The organism is Parabacteroides sp. CH2-D42-20 (assembly GCF_003670185.1).
Taxonomy (GTDB): Bacteria; Bacteroidota; Bacteroidia; order Bacteroidales; family Tannerellaceae; genus Parabacteroides; species Parabacteroides distasonis.
In genome coordinates this window covers 198990-215100 of record NZ_RAYG01000010.1, presented here as the reverse complement: position 1 = coordinate 215100, position 16111 = coordinate 198990, and the positions used below count along the sequence as shown (strand labels likewise).

Here is a 16111-nt window from a genome sequence, read left to right as displayed (position 1 = left end):
AGAAATACTCGAACAAGGCCTCCCCACGACGCTCGCGGCGGGAAAGCTCAACGTCCAGTCCCTTCGAGGGGCTGATCTTGTCACGCCCGCCACCGGCGGTAGGAAGCGTGAGCACGTACCAGCGGACAGCCTCTTGATCACGTCGCTTACGAACATGCGTCATGAACCTATCCGAGCACTTGCTTGTCAATATATCCATCTCTATGATTATCTTTTCTAGTGGTTATCCCATGGCCCGAAAACAGACCCCATGGCAATTCAGAGCCCTACCAAGAATCATTTATATCATCTTGATAAACAGCGTTTTATATTTTCAAATATGGCATTACTGAAAATTACCATCTCTCGAAATCTTAGGCTACTTGGAGAGTAGCGTAAAAAGGTAGGAGAATGGTTATTACCCGGTTGTAGAGACGGAGCGTGCTCCGTCTCCCACCGTCTGGGAGTAATTTTAAATACCATTTTGAAGGGATGAGACGGGGCACGCCCCATCTCTACAGGGATACACACAGATTATGAGACATGGCGGAATGATACCGAAAACAAGGAGTCGTTTCGCCCGCATCACCGTGTCTATACGTCTAGGAAAAAATGGAAAAATCAAAGAATAGAGAGGGTCAAACACCAATAATGAACAAACAAGCGGATCTATTCGCTTGTTTTTAGCTATTTTTTATTACATTTGCGCCGTGAAAGAATACGCTACTCTCCAAGTAGCCTCACCCCGCTTGAGATTCATAATTATAGACACCGCCAAAGCAGGCGCTATTAACCTCCGTCATTTTCCCTAAAGAGAAACTCCTTAAATAAATTTGTGTTGTCTTGATAGATTTATGCCCCAATAGTTCGCTGATCATTTCAATCGGGACATTTTGTTCTTTTAATGTCGTGGCGAAAGAATGGCGAATCGTATAAGAGGTGACATCCGAGGTAATTCCCGCAAATTCTTTCAACGCTTTTAAATTCCGGTTAAATCGAAATAGTGCCGCATTGTATTCGAGGTATTCCTCACGCCCCTCTCTGGTGCCACTCAGAAAGGGAAATAAATATCCGGAATCTTGCACTTTCTCTCCTGACAATTCCTTATACATTGTCTCGGCTGTCTCCAAGATCTCCAGTCTCATCGGTGTCCCGGTCTTCTGACGGTTGTAATCTAATATACCGTTTTTGATATTACCGGTCTTCAAGTGGGCAAAGTCAACGAAAGACATACCCCCAAACAGAAACATCAAGCAAAGCGCCAACTGTGTCTTTCTCTGCTTCCCATCCTCCACCGGGACTGTCATCAGACGGTGTAAATCCTCGATAGGCAAGGACTTCTTACGCTTACTTTCCACACCCGTAAAAATCCCCTTGAATAAAGTGGGAATAAATTCCGCCTTACCGTTCTCCACCGCTTTGTTATAGATACAACGCAAACGCCGCATATAAGTGGAAATCGTATTGCGCATACAGCCGTTCTCCAATAAATAAGCCTCGTACCGGCGAAGATTATCCTTATTAATAGCCGAGTAAGCTATACAGTCGGTTCCGCTATACCTTATAAAGGAGTTTAATGCGTCTTGATAACTCTTAGCCGAGGAATATCGCTTTTCTCGATTCAACTGGGCTATATACTCCCTCATACCTTCTACAAATCCTTTCTCATCCATATCCCTATTTTAAATACTGTTTTGTAAATGAATGAACAAATGTATTTAAAAAGAGATCCCCTTTACCCTATCTCACGAATGAGAATAGTAAAGGGGGAAGACTAAAGTTATTTCTTCAATTTTATCTCGATAACACCATTACGACCTTTCTCTCCGAATTTAGCGATCGCCTCGTTTCCTTTGTACACATTCATAGACGCAATATGATCGGGATTCAAATTGTCCATCCTCTCTTTAGATGATTCCACTCCATCGATATAAACAATACCGGAGAAAGAGGATTTTACCTTTGATGCCTCCTTAGCAACCTTCTCATTGATGTCTATGGCTTTCATGGCCTCCTCTATGGTTCGGTTGATCTCCGGTTGGATCTTCTCCATCTCGGCGGCAATAGTCTCATTTATCTTGGCTGCCTCTATCGCCGCTTGCACAGCCTTATCGATCTCAGCTTGGTGTTTCGCCATTTCCGCAGAAACGATCTCGTCGATATTCGCCGCTTTCACAGCCTCTTCGACCGCCTTGTCAATCTCCGGCTGGTATTTCTCCATCACGGCCGAGACCTTTTCCTGTATCGCTTGCATATCTTTTTCAAAAACGACCGAATCCCTAGCGAGGGTCTCAACCTCTACATTTCTTTTAGGCTCTTTTTTTTCCTGAACCGGAATAATTTCGCTAATTTTGACACTCGAAATCTTCTCCAATTCGTGAGAGATTTCCGGACGGGCAAAGGCTACCACCGTTAAGGCTGCCAACGGGAGTACATACAGATACTTCAACCGTGCCCATGGACTTGATTTTTGTTTTAACATCATAGCTATTCGCTTTTTAAGTGAACTGTGATTAAAGCTGTTGGCCATAGAAGTGAAGCGCTGTGCACCAACAGCTTTTTTGATTAATAATAATTGATATCTTTTTGCGTCGACGCCTTGATTTAATACGCTCTCGTCGGCCTCGTATTCATGGATATTTTGTAATTCCTGCCTCAACAACCAGACAGATGGGTTGAACCAATGGAACAGGATACAAATCTCGGAGATCAGCAGATCAATGGAATGACGGGCTTTTATATGCGCCATCTCATGCGTCATGATCTCTATCCCACTTTCCTCAAAATCCTTCCGGCTTATTACGATCGTTCGCATCCAACTGAACGGGACGACTGGTTGGTCCGTAAGAATCAGATGGATTCCGTCCACCAGCTTCGGTGTACCTTGTCTCATCAACCGAAACAAGGCATAAAATGAATATGCGAATTGACAAAGCGTTAATATCCCTCCGATTATATAGGCTATCACCATAACTCGTAACCATACAGGTTGGCTAGCGGATTCTGCCGACGTTCTCATGGAAACCGCCGCTAGCAAATTCTCCAAATCCATGACCGGACGCTGAATGGCCGTCGCTTCCTCCAAAGTAATCTCACAAAATGGGATGATAACCGAAAGCATGATCAAGCTTAATAAAGCGATCCGGTTGAAACGATGGAAGGTATCACGGCTCAACAATAGCTTATAAAACAGATAAAATATCGTCAAGCACACGGATGATTTAAGGATATATACAAAGAAGATTCCCATATTCGTTCTTATTTACGATTCCCTTGTTCTACATCATCTATTAGTTTTCGTAGATCATCCACAGAGATATCCTCTTCCTTGATCAGCGTAGAGACAACCCCCAGATAAGAATTATTGAAATACTTAGCGATCACATTTTTCAACGTACCGTTGCTATACTCCTTTTCTGTTAAGACCGCATAATATTGATAGCTATTCCCGAAATTCTTATGGGCGAGGAAACCTTTCTCCTCCAAGCCTCGGACAATCGTAGAAAGGGTATTGAAATGAGGTTTAGGCTCCTCGTAATATTCAAGTAGCTCCTTCACGAACAATGGGCCTTTCTGCCAGAACCAGCCCATGATTTCTTCTTCTTTCACCGTAAGTCGTTTCATAACCTTATCTTGTTTGCGACAAAGTAACTAAAACTTTTAGTTACCAAACTAATTTGTATAGTTAATAAACTAAAAGAGATAGTTTATTCATTGATCCAATCAAAAAAACCGCCCCGGGAATGTCCGGGACGGCCTCTATTATATCCAGATGTTTGAATGATTAGGCGACAGGAATCGTTCCGCCAATCAAGATCACAACCAATAAGGCCAAGATAGCGTACAACTCTGGGAATACGGCCATTACCATCGTAGCACCGAATACGTTGTGTCCGGCACCAACACCAGCGATACCATTCGCGCAAACTTGAGCTTGGCGGATTGAAGAGTAAAAACCAGCGAAACCTAACACTAAACCAGCGCCGAAAACAGCCGTAGCGGCCAACATGGAAATATCAGCGACCAAGAACTTCTGCATCATAAAGTAGCCCACGAATCCATACAAACCCTGTGAAGAAGGCAACGCACTTAAAGCGATGTACGTACCCAGAGCATCCGGATTTTTCTTCATCGCACCTACCACCGCATTACCTGCGATCGTAACACCATAACTACTGCCGATAAAAGTTAAACCTGTCATCAACGCAATACCTACATAAGCTAATAAAATTGGTTCCATAATAAAATGTGTTTTTAAATTATTCTTTTATTGTTTTATTTTCTCGTTTAATTGTTATGCTTTTCTGAATGGCTCATAGGCCTTACCTCCACCTTCGAACTCCGCGTTCTTGTAATATTCCACGAAGATCAAACGAAGCGGGTGTACCAAGGAGCTGATCGTACAAAGAGCGATATTGATGGAGTGACCCACTAACAAGATCAATAACATACAGATCGCACGTGCCATGATATTCATACCGTCTGTCATCGTAACCGCCAACGTATTAAATACGCCACCCAAGATGGAACCGGTCAGACCGATAGCGAACAAACGAATGTATGATAACGTATCCCCCAGCAATCCGGAGGCCATATTGTACGTGTTCCAAAGTCCGGTACCAAAGTTCAAGAATACGTTCTTGCCCGGTGTATTGTACAAATAAGCGACAACCAGACCCAAGATGGCGATTCCGTAACATACCATAACGACAGCGTTCGGCAAGTGAACGTTCAACATCGGAAGTCCGAACGCCAATGCCAAGGATATGATCACGAACACCCAAGCGAACGGAGCGATACTGTGTTTCGTTCCTTTCTGTATCTTGATCTTGTAAGCAGCGACACATTTACCGAATATGATCTGTACCAAACCGATGACAATAGAGAATGTCATCAAGTTGTCGCTATTCACAAAGTAGTTCTTGATCTTTGACAAAGCCGGGATATCCGCCAAGGCCACTCCGAAGAAAGATCCCGTACAAGTACCCACCAATAAGGCGGCAAAGCCTAAATACTGGAACAAGGTCAAATAAGGCTTGAAATCCGGGTTCACCTTCTTCTTCAAGATCGTACAAGCGATCATGACCAGCAAACCATATCCGCCATCGCCGAAACAAAGTCCGAAGAACAGCATAAAGAACGGGGCGAACAACGGGGTCGGATCAAGTTCACCGTAATTAGGCAAGGAGAACATCTTCGTGATAGGCTCGTACAGCTTACTGAATTTATTATTCCGTAGCTTGATAGGCACCTTATCCCCATCCTCGATCTCTAATTGCTGGAAGAAATAACCTTGCTTATCCAGCTCGTGCTCCAAGGCCGGAGCGTTTTCCGTCGGCACCCAACCTTCCAACAACATGAGCTTATCACCCGCTTGCCGATCTGTCTGCACTAACGCATTAGAAAGATTAAACTCGTCCTGCAGGTTCTTATCGAATTCCTCCAACGTTTTATAATCCCCCACGGCACGATGTTTCAGCTCATCCTCCACATTCTGGATATCCTTGGTACGTTGATCCAGACGGGCACGCAACTTCGCCAATCCTTGAACCGGCATCTTCGGACGTTCAGCGTCTATATCGATCAAGGTACCTTCCTTGGTAATCGTGATAAAATACGTTACCGATTGGAAGTTATTGATCAGAATGGCGTTATACAGCACGCCCCATTCCGGCTCGTACTTAGCAGTAGGACAGGTAAAGAACGTAACATCGTATCCCGCTCTTTTCAGACGGTTGATATTCTGATAACTGAACTCACCCCATATTTCCATATAAGCCAGATCCTTCTCGATCGATTGCTTGGAAGCGATCAATTGCGCTTTCTTATCTTGCAATTCCTCTATCTTACGCACCAACTTCAAGCCTTCCTCTTTCGTCAACTCACGGGCCGGGGCAAACTTAACGTCTTTCTCCGCCGCATGGAGGTTCTTAAAGTAACGCATCAGCGTATTGATCTGTTTACGCTCAGCCAGAAGCTCTTGCAACCTCTCGTTATCCATCACGGAGTTTGTCTCCTTGATATGGACGACACCTAAGTCACGAAGCGTAGAAAGGAACGTATCATACTCCTTATGGTACACCATAAAGGCATATTTACTCATCTTTACTATCATACCTCGGCCTCCTCTTTTTCTTCTTTTGCCTTACGTTTCTCCTGATTGGCTCTCATGATCTTCTGTGAGGACTTAGAAAGACTCTCCTCGTCTTCCATAAACCGTTTCACCTTACGGATCGCATCCTTATAACCCGGAATCTGTACCTTCTCAAACAGGTTCACCTTCTGAGTGGTCTTTTTCCTAGCATGCTCCAACAACTCCAGCTTCATGCCCGAGAACTCCGCCTCGATACCGGTACGAGCCAGCTTTTTCAGCAACTCGATACCATCCGTATACCATGCGGGGGCATTAAAGAGACTATAGTGTCCGATCTCGAACTTGATCTCGTCCAATAACGGGACGATCACGCCGGCGATCTTCTTCGTGGAGAGCGTAACGTCCTTCACGGAGATCAGCTCCGGATTGAACTCGTTCCACAAAGCCACCATATTCTCGTAACTCTGAATCTCTCGTTCTAGCTGAAGTTCCAATTTATTCACTTCGTCCTTGGTCCGCTTCACCTCGATACGCAGGGCGCTCTCCTTGCTCTTGATCGTAGGCAGGGAGCGTTCACGCATCTTCAGTTGCTTTTCCAATTGCTGAAGAGAGGTTTTATTATATTGAAACTTTATTGCCATGTTTATTTAATTTACTTCCAGTACTTATCAACCAATCCTTGTTTGATATTTACCTCCTCCGGGCTGAAATATCTAGCGAACAATCCCCAAGCTACGTCCAGCATCTCCGTCGTATCCAAGTTTACGTCGATAGCCAACAGCTTAGAAGAATAATCCTTGGCGAAAGACAAGGTACGGTTGTCGTAGTCGGTCAAGTCGAAACCATTCTCCAGCTTGGTCTTAGCGTTGGCGGCATCGGCATACAAACGTACGGCGGCGTTCATTACCTGTGGATGATCCTCACGGGTCTTCTTTCCGGTTACCAGCTGTTTCAAACGAGACAAGCTTCGGAACGGATCGACGATGACCTTACCCACATCGCTATCACGACGCAAATACAACTGACCTTCCGTGATATAACCCGTATTATCAGGTACGGCATGCGTGATATCACCACCGGATAAGGTCGTTACGGCGATAATCGTGATGGAACCTCCCGCCGGGAATTGAACGGCTTTCTCGTAAATCTTCGCCAAATCCGAATACAAGGAACCCGGCATAGAGTCCTTAGACGGGATCTGGTCCATACGGTTTGATACGATCGCCAAGGCATCGGCGTAGTTGGTCATATCGGTAAGCAATACCAAGACCTTCTCGTTCTTCTCCACGGCGAAATACTCAGCGGCGCTCAACGCCATATCCGGGATCAAGATACGCTCTACGGACGGGTCCTCGGTCGTGTTGATAAAACTAACGATACGGTCTAGGGCACCGGCGTTACTAAATGTATTCTTAAAGAACAGGTAGTCGTCGTTCGTCATACCCATACCTCCCAAGATAATCTTATCGGACTTCGCACGCAAGGCTACCATCGCCATAACTTGGTTGAAAGGCTGGTCGGGGTCGGCGAAGAACGGGATCTTCTGACCGGTTACCAAGGTATTATTCAAGTCGATACCGGCGATACCCGTAGCGATTAATTCAGAGGGTTGTTTACGACGTACCGGGTTCACGGACGGACCACCGATCTCGACCTCACGTCCCTCGGGGATCGGACCGCCATCGATAGGCTCGCCATAAGCGTTGAAGAAACGTCCGGCTAACTGGTCACCTACTTTCAAGGAAGGGGCCTTCCCCATGAATACCACCTCGGCATTCGTACGGATACCTTCCGTTCCGGAGAATACCTGCAACGTCACCTCGTCGCCGATAATCTTTACCACCTGAGCCAGCTTTCCGTCTACAGAGGCCAACTCATCATACCCAACTCCCGTTGCTTTCAGCGAACAGGTAGCTTTTGTGATCTGGGTAATCTTCGTATATATTTTTTGAAATGCTTTTGTTGCCATAACTCTTTTAATTTTCGATTCTCTCCTTCAAAAGTTCATCCAGTTCCGTATTAAACTTCTTGAATTGGTCACTCTCATATTCCGAATAGTTCATCTGCTTAAAGATGTTGATCATCTTCTTGAAGTAGTCCATAACCTCAAGGAAGTTATCAAACTTAAACTCTGAACGGCAAACATTTACGACTCTATCCAGCATGAATTCCTGACGTTGCAACGGAGTAACCGCATCGATGGCATCGAAAGCATCCTGTTGCAAGATCACGAAGTCGATCAACTCGGACTTCCAGAATGTAACGTGATACTCGACAGGCACACCATCATCACCCAAGATATTGATTTGCTCGGAGATCTCCTTACCACGCAACATACGGGTCTTGATCTCGTTTACTTTCTCGATCCATTCCGGGGAGATATGTTTAGCGATGTATTCCTGAAACTCCGGATACTCGATATACTTGGAATAACTCTCGATCGGGTTTACGGCCGGATAACGTTTACGGTCGGCACGCTCCTGCTCCAAGGCATAGAAACAACGGGCCACCTTCTTCGTATTCTCGGTCACCGGCTCCTTCAAGTTACCACCGGCCGGCGATACCGTACCGATGAAAGTGACGGAACCTGTAGCGTTGTTTTTCAAATGGACGAATCCCGCACGAGCGTAGAAGTTCGCCACGATAGCGGACAAGTCCATCGGGAAGGCATCCGGTCCGGGCAACTCCTCCAAACGGTTGGACATCTCACGCAAAGCCTGTGCCCAGCGGGAAGTAGAGTCGGCCATCAACAGAACCTTCAAGCCCATGCTGCGATAATACTCGGCGATGGTCATCGCCGTATATACGGATGCCTCACGAGCGGCTACCGGCATGTTGGATGTATTGGCGATAATGATCGTACGTTCCATCAATTTACGTCCCGTATGCGGGTCTACCAATTCCGGAAACTCCGTAAAGACCTCCACTACTTCATTCGCACGCTCACCGCAGGCGGCGATAATCACGATATCCGCTTCCGCTTGTTTAGAGATAGCGTGCTGAAGCACCGTCTTGCCCGTACCGAACGGACCGGGGATAAATCCGGTACCACCCTCAACGATCGGGTTCACGGTATCGATCGTACGAACGCCCGTCTCCAGCAATTTGAATGGACGGGGCTTTTCCTTATAACAAGTGATGGCTTTCTTTACCGGCCATTTCTGGATCATCGTCACGTTTACGTCCGTGCCATTTTCGTCCGTAAGGACAGCCATCGTATCATTGATGGTATATTGTCCGGCTGGAACCACCGATTTCACAGTATAAGATCCCTCGAACTTAAAGGGGACCATAATCTTATGAGGTTGGAAATTCTCGTCCACCTCTCCCAGCCAATCACCGGCGCTCACGGTATCGCCCGCTTTAGCCAGAGGCTTGAAATCCCACTTCTTATCATTGTCCAACGCAAACGTATAATCGCCACGTTTCAAGAATACACCTTCCATCTTGTCCAAGTCATTCTGCAAACCGTCATAGTTGCGGGACAACATACCCGGACCCAGCGTAACTTCCAACATATGCCCTTGGAATTCAGCCTCGTCACCGACACGCATACCACGTGTGCTCTCAAATACTTGTACAAAGGCATTCTTACCTATCACCTTGATTACTTCCGACATCAGCTTCACGCCTCCGACAGAAATGTAACAGATCTCATTCTGAGAAACCGGACCATCCACCTCTACGGTTACTAGGTTGGATACGATTCCTTTTACAATTCCTTTCGTAGCCATAATTTATTTTATATTGTTTCTTTTAAATTCTTCCAACGCATTCTCACTACCCATCTTCATGGCGCCTACCAATTCACGGAAAGTCTTCTCGCCTCTCGCCTTATCCAAGGTTACCCAGCGCTCTATCATCTCCAATTTCAATAAATAAGCGAATACACTCTCTATGTCGAACGTCTTGAAGAAGGTATTATCGTCCAGCCATTTCCATTTCAAAAGATCGATTTTCTTCTCACGAACGATCAGATCGGTCTCTTCGGCGATGCGTTGTAACTCGGGCAAATATTCCACGGAATCGCCCAAGCCGAAATCACGGGCGTTCGACGTACGGATATTTTCCGCTATCTCATTATGCCCCACGATATAATTGGCCTTATCAAATCCATATTTACGGCAAGTGATCGCAGTAAGAACATTGTTGATATTCAAGTTAAGCTCGAACCAATCGGCCACGAACTTATTCCCACATTTCATGGCATATTCATAATATAACGCAGCCAAGCGGTCTTCCCATGATATATATTCTTTCTCACTTTTGGTGTCCTTAGCCTCTTCGGCTAGATACAGTTTAAAAAAGTCCACGAAATAAGGCGGGAGATTATCATTTTTGGGAATTTTTTCCTCATCCTTCAACGCTTTATATAAAGTATTGAACTCATCATACGTTATTCTTCCTCTTTGATCCGGATCGGAGTCCGGTCTTTTAGCGTGAGCCAGCAGATTTATATTATCATATTTCAAATAAAATAAATCAATCAGCTTTTTATCCTTAGAAGATAGCATATCCTCTATTTCCGTCCGGAACTCACAGACCGAATAGGCTAGTTTACTATCATCCAACGCTATGTTAGGAAGTCCGGAGATTAAGTAGTAATACTTACTCATATCAGAACAGCATTTCTACTAATTGCGGACGCAAGAACTCTTTAAAGAACTCGATGAACTCGTCTTCGCCAAACGTCACTTTATAAGACCCACCCGCCGGGATAATAGAGAAAGACGCTTTCTTTCCGCTTACCTTCTCGATCTTATACCTTTTCTCTAGCAAGCCTTTGGCATTGGCCTCAAAATACGCCTTCAAGCCATCGGAATCAGAAGCTTGGATAGTCAAGAACTCATTAGCGGGCCAGCTTTTCACAAGCTCAAGGATCACTTTCTGCATATAGGCGGGATCCATCAACGCCGCTTTCACATTCGAACTAGCGATATCACCAGTGATAAGGTTTGTCACCTCGCTCTTTAATGCCTCGACAGACTGGGTGGCGAACAATTTCAATTCGGCTTCCGTATTCTTCTTCAACTCGGCAGCTTGTTTCTCGGCAGCCGCTACGATACGTTTCGCTTCCGCTTCCGCATCTTTAAGAATCGTATCCTTTTGAGCATTGGCCTCGGCGATTATACGCCCCGCTTCTTCGTTCCCCTTCTCTACACCTTCCTTGTAGATCTTGTCTGTTAGTTCCTGAATCTTTGTATCCATTTCCTATTATGTATTTGAATTGTATTTTTCAATAGTAAACGCCCACAAAGTTATTATTTTTCGCGGATTAACATCAAAATAAGTGTGAAATCAAGCTAAAAAATAACACTAGTCAAGTAAAATTCTATTTACATTCGTCTATATTGTATTTTTGTTCGTCTATTTGTATCTTTGTGAGTCAAAATACAAAATTAACATGTTTACGATTAGAAAAGCGACTATTGATGATCGTTCTCTTATTCATGACCTTGCCTCACGCATTTGGGAGAACACGTATGGAAAGATACTTTCTAAAGAGCAATTGGATTATATGTTCGATATGATGTATGCTCCGGATAACATTCTTAAACAAATGGAAGAGTTACATCATCAATATTTTATTATATTGGCGGACGATATGCCGGCAGGCTATTTATCCATAGAGAAAACAGGTGAAAACACGTACAATTTTCAAAAGATCTATTCCCTACCGGAAATGCATGGCACGGGAATCGGGCGTTTTATCATCGAGCAAGGTATTAACTATTTGAAGGAGGTACATACCGGGCCTTTCACTATAGAATTATACGTAAACCGTTACAATCCCGCCATAGGCTTCTACAAACATATGGGATTACGGGAAATAGGCACACGGGACCATCATATAGGAAACGGCTATTTCATGAACGATTATATCATGGGCATGGAAGTGGAGAATAAATAGACAGTCATCCCCTATTCATATATTTATATATAGAATAGGGGATGATGATTGTCAACGGGTCTTCCCTCTTTTCGGATTACGAGGTTTCTCTAGGATTCGTACACTACTAACTTTTACAGAGTAAATAACAGCGATCCTATCATTCTTCGGATTCTCAATCGCAAGTTGAGAGTTCCAGATTTTCTTTTCTTGTTTTTTATCCATAACGCTACAATTTAATAGTTCATATTTAATAAGTCAAACCTTGACTGTCTTTTTCTCTTTTCCTTCCGCTATCTCAACCAGATAAACCCCGGCGCAAATACAGATAATGGCGAACGTCTGTGTCCAACTGAAACGGTCTTGCCCGATCAATAGGGATGTAATCGTTGCCACGATCAAGATCAGATAGCCATAAATAGCCACCAACGTAGTTTTCAAATACTTCAATCCGATAGGAATCAACAGATAACTAATTACCGTAGGGAAAATAAGCACAAACATCAATACGGCAAAAGGCCACCAATGAAATGGCTCCGAGAATAAAGGAGCATGAAAGCCCTCTATCGGCAAAATCAATAGACTGGAAAAAGCGGCGCCCGTGAATGTATATCGAAGCATCGTCATCGTCCCTACTTTTTGTAAGATCCGCTGGCTTAATACCAGATACACGGCATAAAACACGGAGCTAGCCAGACATAGCATATTTCCATTAAAAGCGTCCGCCGCTAAATCGTCGCTTTGCTGGGTCAAGATGCAAACCAAGGCCCCGGATAAACCAATCAAGATACCGAGTATTTTCATCCAAGTAGCCTTTTCCTTATAAAAGAATACCATAATCAAAAATACCCAGATCGGTTGCAAGCTCGTGAAAATAGAACTCGAGACCGGCGTTGTCTTACTAAGCCCCACTAAATAAAGAAACATAAAACCATAGATACCGATAGCGCCTAGTAAGAATAGCCACACCTTATCTTTCGTCGTAGAAACCTCCGGTTTCATAAACCAGCCGATCACCCAAAACGCCACGGCCGCAAACACGCATCGGAAAGAAGCGCCCGTCAACGGGCTCATCCATAAGGGAAGCAAGTATTTCAAGGCGTTCATATTCAATCCACTGAAAGTTTTTGAGACCACCATGCTAATATTAGCTTCTGTTTTCTTATTTTTCACTGTCTATCGTTTTTTAGTTTTATATTCGTAAATCATATTTTATCGTTGAAAAGGAACGAGTCTCGTTTTACATAAGCCCAGATCGTAGCGACCAGCGCAATACAGAGATTAAAAATAAACGCGAATTGCTGGCTTTTGACATGGAACATAGACTGGAAGAAATCGATAATAAACGGACAAAGTAATATCGCCAAATAATTCATCGCCATCACGAAAGCTAATGCCAATGTAACTTTCTCAGGAATGGCCGTACGAGTCGTTTTATCATAAGCGATTGGCTGGATAACACCATATCCGAAACCGATAAAAATACATCCCAATCCAATTAGCCATTCCGTACGAGATATCAAAATCAAAGCCATCCCTAAAGCGATCGCCAATAGACTGACAAATTTTGTCTTTTGCTTAAATAAATCAACGATCTGATTCAAGATAAAACCGGGAGCCATAATAGCCAAGAAAAACAATGATATCATTAATCCGGAATTACCGCTTGTAAACTTATATTCCTTCATTAAAAACGGTAAGTTAAAGCTGACAATAATCACTAAATACGTAGCCAATCCATAAAAACACATGATTTGTACCAGATGCTTTATATCCACACCATATTTACCCCGAACCGTGACGGGATCTGCTGCGACAGGGGCTTTCACTTCTGATTTCGATACGATCGCCGGCTCATTCTCCATACTCCTTTTCAAGTATACGGAAAGTACGATGGAAATCAAGGGTAATAGATAAACGGCAAACGGTAAATGCCAATTCACCTCCGCCAGATATCCCGTTAAGATCGTGGCTAATACCAACGTTACATTTGTAATAGCAGAACTTAAACCAAATTGCTTCGTCCGGTATTTCCCGATAAAGAAACGAGAAATCAAACCGGTCGATAAGGGTACGATCAAGCCAGATCCGATTCCCATTAAGGCGCTCACCGCTATCAACTGCCACATCTTATTAGAGAGTAAGTATAGAATACCACTTAGGGCAAAGATCACCAAGCCTAATTGCAATAGACGTATCTCATTTACTTTCTCCGTTAATTTACCCGACAATATAATAAATGGAATTATCAATAACGATGGCAAAGAGGAAAGCATCTGAATATCCAGTTCCGTAGAATGAGGAAAAATAACGGAAAGTTTCCCTAATATCGGAGAAACCGCTAAACCCGGTAATGCATTTAAAGCGGAGATAGACCATATCCCTACCAGAGTTATAAGGGGAATTGTGCCCCGGCCTGTCTGTATTCTCATAAAGATTTAGTTTTACGTTTTTATCTAATCAAAACAAACATTTTATGTGAAAGTTCATCATTTTCGCTCTTTCCAAGAGGACTGGACTTGTATCGCTAATAAACCCCAAATAATGTAAATCCAAAAAACATTCCAATCCATAATCTGTTTTGGCATAAACGCTCAGTGGAAGCAGTATTCCATTGACTCAAATCATTTTATTAACAAAAAAACTAAAGAAAAATGAAAGACTCAAATTTCAGAAATGGCGATGCCAAAACAGCGATTTTTGGCTCAGAAGTGATGTTGACACCCTCTCCAGTAGATAAGATTCCTGATGGCCCTACAACCCCGGAGATCGCTTATCAAATGGTTAAAGACGAGACTTTCGCACAAACACAGCCTCGCTTGAACCTAGCTACATTCGTTACTACGTATATGGACGAGTACGCGACAAAATTGATGAACGAAGCTATCAACATCAACTATATTGACGAAACAGAGTATCCGAGAATCGCTGTTATGAACGCCAAATGTATTAATATCATGGCGAGTCTTTGGAATTCTCCCGAGCAAGAAAAATGGAAAACCGGAGCCTTGGCTATCGGTTCTTCAGAGGCTTGTATGCTAGGTGGTGTAGCCGCTTGGTTACGTTGGCGCAAAAAGAGACAAGCACAAGGTAAACCAACTGACAAGCCTAATTTCGTGATCTCTACTGGCTTCCAAGTCGTATGGGAGAAATTCGCCCAGCTATGGCAAATCGAAATGCGTGAAGTTCCCTTGACTTTAGACAAGACGACACTTGATCCGGAAGAAGCGCTTAAGATGTGTGACGAGAACACGATTTGTATCGTTCCTATCCAAGGTGTAACATGGACAGGACTGAACGATGACGTAGAAGCCTTGGACAAAGCGCTCGACGCATACAATGCCAAGACCGGTTATGATATACCTATCCACGTAGATGCCGCCAGCGGTGGTTTTATCCTTCCGTTCTTAAGCCCGGAGACAAAATGGGACTTCCGTTTGAAATGGGTTCTTTCTATCAGCACATCCGGACATAAATTCGGATTGGTTTACCCGGGATTGGGTTGGGTTGTTTGGAAAGACAAGAAATATTTGCCGGAAGAAATGGCATTCAGCGTAAACTATCTTGGAGCGAATATCACTCAGGTTGGTTTGAACTTCTCTCGTCCTGCCGCACAAATCCTCGGACAATACTATCAGTTTATTCGTCTCGGATTCGAGGGCTACAAACAAATCCAATATAACAGTATGGAAATCACGAAATACATCCACCAAGAAATCGGTAAGATGGCCCCATTCGTTAATTACAGCAACGAGGTTGTGAATCCATTGTTTATTTGGTACATGAAACCGGATTACGCTAAGAACGCCAAATGGACACTTTACGATTTGCAAGATAAATTGCAACAAAGCGGTTGGATGGTTCCAGCGTATACACTACCGAAGAAGCTGGATAACTACGTGGTTATGCGTGTCGTAGTTCGTCAAGGTTTCAGCCGTGATATGGCCGATATGTTATTAGGTGATATCAAGAACGCTGTAGAGGCATTGGAGAAACTTGAATATCCGACTCCTACTCGCATCGCTCAAGACAAGAACGTTCCGGTTAAGGGTAAGGTATTTACTCACACCGCAATGAGCAACGCTAAGAAATAAAAACAAAATTCATCAAGGCGTGCATGAAAGGGCTATCAGTGTTTTCATACACGC

The 16111-nt window shown here is 44.0% G+C and carries 15 protein-coding genes and 1 pseudogene; 2 read left to right on the top strand and 14 right to left on the bottom strand.

The annotated features are described in order from the left end of the window. From D7V92_RS08100 to D7V92_RS08050, 11 genes and pseudogenes are all read right to left on the bottom strand, one after another. Positions 1-199 (bottom strand): annotated as a pseudogene (locus D7V92_RS08100) (transcriptional regulator); the annotation flags it as partial. 520 nt (positions 200-719) lie between these two features. Continuing rightward, positions 720-1652 carry a site-specific integrase gene (locus D7V92_RS08095; RefSeq protein ID WP_121772649.1) on the bottom strand — a complete coding sequence of 311 codons (933 nt, stop codon included), beginning with the start codon at positions 1650-1652 and terminating at the stop codon, positions 720-722. Between the two features lie 107 nt (positions 1653-1759). Beyond that, positions 1760-3229, bottom strand: coding sequence for a M56 family metallopeptidase (locus D7V92_RS08090; RefSeq protein WP_121772648.1), 1470 nt, complete (start codon positions 3227-3229; stop codon positions 1760-1762). 8 nt (positions 3230-3237) lie between these two features. After that, the gene (locus D7V92_RS08085; protein ID WP_008772319.1) at positions 3238-3603 is read right to left on the bottom strand and encodes a BlaI/MecI/CopY family transcriptional regulator; all 366 of its coding nucleotides are present in this window, start codon (positions 3601-3603) and stop codon (positions 3238-3240) included. A gap of 160 nt (positions 3604-3763) precedes the next feature. Further along, positions 3764-4219 carry a hypothetical protein gene (locus D7V92_RS08080; RefSeq protein ID WP_005857362.1) on the bottom strand — a complete coding sequence of 152 codons (456 nt, stop codon included), beginning with the start codon at positions 4217-4219 and terminating at the stop codon, positions 3764-3766. Between the two features lie 54 nt (positions 4220-4273). Beyond that, entirely contained in the window at positions 4274-6094 is a 1821-nt protein-coding gene (locus tag D7V92_RS08075; RefSeq protein ID WP_022191955.1) for a V-type ATP synthase subunit I, read from the bottom strand. Continuing rightward, positions 6091-6714 carry a V-type ATP synthase subunit D gene (locus tag D7V92_RS08070; RefSeq protein WP_005857366.1) on the bottom strand — a complete coding sequence of 208 codons (624 nt, stop codon included), beginning with the start codon at positions 6712-6714 and terminating at the stop codon, positions 6091-6093. Before D7V92_RS08070 ends, D7V92_RS08075 begins: the two co-directional genes overlap by 4 nt. 11 nt (positions 6715-6725) lie before the next feature. Continuing rightward, positions 6726-8042, bottom strand: coding sequence for a V-type ATP synthase subunit B (locus D7V92_RS08065; RefSeq protein ID WP_005857368.1), 1317 nt, complete (start codon positions 8040-8042; stop codon positions 6726-6728). A 7-nt stretch (positions 8043-8049) separates the two neighbouring features. After that, positions 8050-9807, bottom strand: coding sequence for a V-type ATP synthase subunit A (locus tag D7V92_RS08060; RefSeq protein WP_008772320.1), 1758 nt, complete (start codon positions 9805-9807; stop codon positions 8050-8052). 3 nt (positions 9808-9810) lie between these two features. Beyond that, positions 9811-10689 (bottom strand): DUF2764 domain-containing protein, encoded by an 879-nt coding sequence (locus D7V92_RS08055; RefSeq protein WP_005862767.1) that lies wholly within the window; start codon positions 10687-10689, stop codon positions 9811-9813. 1 nt (position 10690) lies between these two features. Continuing rightward, complete coding sequence (locus tag D7V92_RS08050; protein ID WP_121772647.1) at positions 10691-11281, bottom strand: hypothetical protein; 591 nt, start codon at positions 11279-11281, stop codon at positions 10691-10693. Between the two features lie 196 nt (positions 11282-11477). Between D7V92_RS08050 and D7V92_RS08045 the strand changes: the two genes are divergently transcribed. Then, a complete protein-coding gene (locus tag D7V92_RS08045; protein ID WP_008779776.1) occupies positions 11478-11984 on the top strand; it encodes a GNAT family N-acetyltransferase in 507 nt (168 codons plus the stop codon). Between the two features lie 51 nt (positions 11985-12035). Here the strand turns inward: D7V92_RS08045 and D7V92_RS22215 are convergent, their stop codons facing one another. Genes D7V92_RS22215 through D7V92_RS08035 form a run of 3 tightly spaced genes read right to left on the bottom strand, consistent with a single transcriptional unit; the run spans position 12036 to position 14395 of the window. Then, positions 12036-12188 (bottom strand): hypothetical protein, encoded by a 153-nt coding sequence (locus tag D7V92_RS22215; protein ID WP_005857379.1) that lies wholly within the window; start codon positions 12186-12188, stop codon positions 12036-12038. A 33-nt stretch (positions 12189-12221) separates the two neighbouring features. Then, positions 12222-13136 (bottom strand): DMT family transporter, encoded by a 915-nt coding sequence (locus D7V92_RS08040; protein ID WP_005857381.1) that lies wholly within the window; start codon positions 13134-13136, stop codon positions 12222-12224. A gap of 32 nt (positions 13137-13168) precedes the next feature. After that, positions 13169-14395 (bottom strand): MFS transporter, encoded by a 1227-nt coding sequence (locus tag D7V92_RS08035; RefSeq protein ID WP_121772646.1) that lies wholly within the window; start codon positions 14393-14395, stop codon positions 13169-13171. Positions 14396-14617: 222 nt separating this feature from the next. On the opposite strand from D7V92_RS08035, the gene D7V92_RS08030 reads away from it, so the two are divergent. Further along, a complete protein-coding gene (locus D7V92_RS08030; protein ID WP_005857385.1) occupies positions 14618-16057 on the top strand; it encodes a glutamate decarboxylase in 1440 nt (479 codons plus the stop codon). The last annotated feature ends 54 nt before the right edge of the window (positions 16058-16111 follow it).

Excerpts from the sequence above, each read along its gene's own strand:
- D7V92_RS08030 (WP_005857385.1), top strand. The coding sequence starts at position 14,618 with ATGAAAGACTCAAATTTCAGAAATGGCGATGCCAAAACAGCGATTTTT.
- D7V92_RS08060 (WP_008772320.1), bottom strand. The coding sequence starts at position 9,807 with ATGGCTACGAAAGGAATTGTAAAAGGAATCGTATCCAACCTAGTAACC.
- D7V92_RS08035 (WP_121772646.1), bottom strand. The coding sequence starts at position 14,395 with ATGAGAATACAGACAGGCCGGGGCACAATTCCCCTTATAACTCTGGTA.
- D7V92_RS08055 (WP_005862767.1), bottom strand. The coding sequence starts at position 10,689 with ATGAGTAAGTATTACTACTTAATCTCCGGACTTCCTAACATAGCGTTG.
- D7V92_RS22215 (WP_005857379.1), bottom strand. The coding sequence starts at position 12,188 with ATGGATAAAAAACAAGAAAAGAAAATCTGGAACTCTCAACTTGCGATT.
- D7V92_RS08050 (WP_121772647.1), bottom strand. The coding sequence starts at position 11,281 with ATGGATACAAAGATTCAGGAACTAACAGACAAGATCTACAAGGAAGGT.
- D7V92_RS08090 (WP_121772648.1), bottom strand. The coding sequence starts at position 3,229 with ATGGGAATCTTCTTTGTATATATCCTTAAATCATCCGTGTGCTTGACG.
- D7V92_RS08080 (WP_005857362.1), bottom strand. The coding sequence starts at position 4,219 with ATGGAACCAATTTTATTAGCTTATGTAGGTATTGCGTTGATGACAGGT.
- D7V92_RS08070 (WP_005857366.1), bottom strand. The coding sequence starts at position 6,714 with ATGGCAATAAAGTTTCAATATAATAAAACCTCTCTTCAGCAATTGGAA.
- D7V92_RS08085 (WP_008772319.1), bottom strand. The coding sequence starts at position 3,603 with ATGAAACGACTTACGGTGAAAGAAGAAGAAATCATGGGCTGGTTCTGG.
- D7V92_RS08045 (WP_008779776.1), top strand. The coding sequence starts at position 11,478 with ATGTTTACGATTAGAAAAGCGACTATTGATGATCGTTCTCTTATTCAT.
- D7V92_RS08095 (WP_121772649.1), bottom strand. The coding sequence starts at position 1,652 with ATGGATGAGAAAGGATTTGTAGAAGGTATGAGGGAGTATATAGCCCAG.
- D7V92_RS08065 (WP_005857368.1), bottom strand. The coding sequence starts at position 8,042 with ATGGCAACAAAAGCATTTCAAAAAATATATACGAAGATTACCCAGATC.
- D7V92_RS08075 (WP_022191955.1), bottom strand. The coding sequence starts at position 6,094 with ATGATAGTAAAGATGAGTAAATATGCCTTTATGGTGTACCATAAGGAG.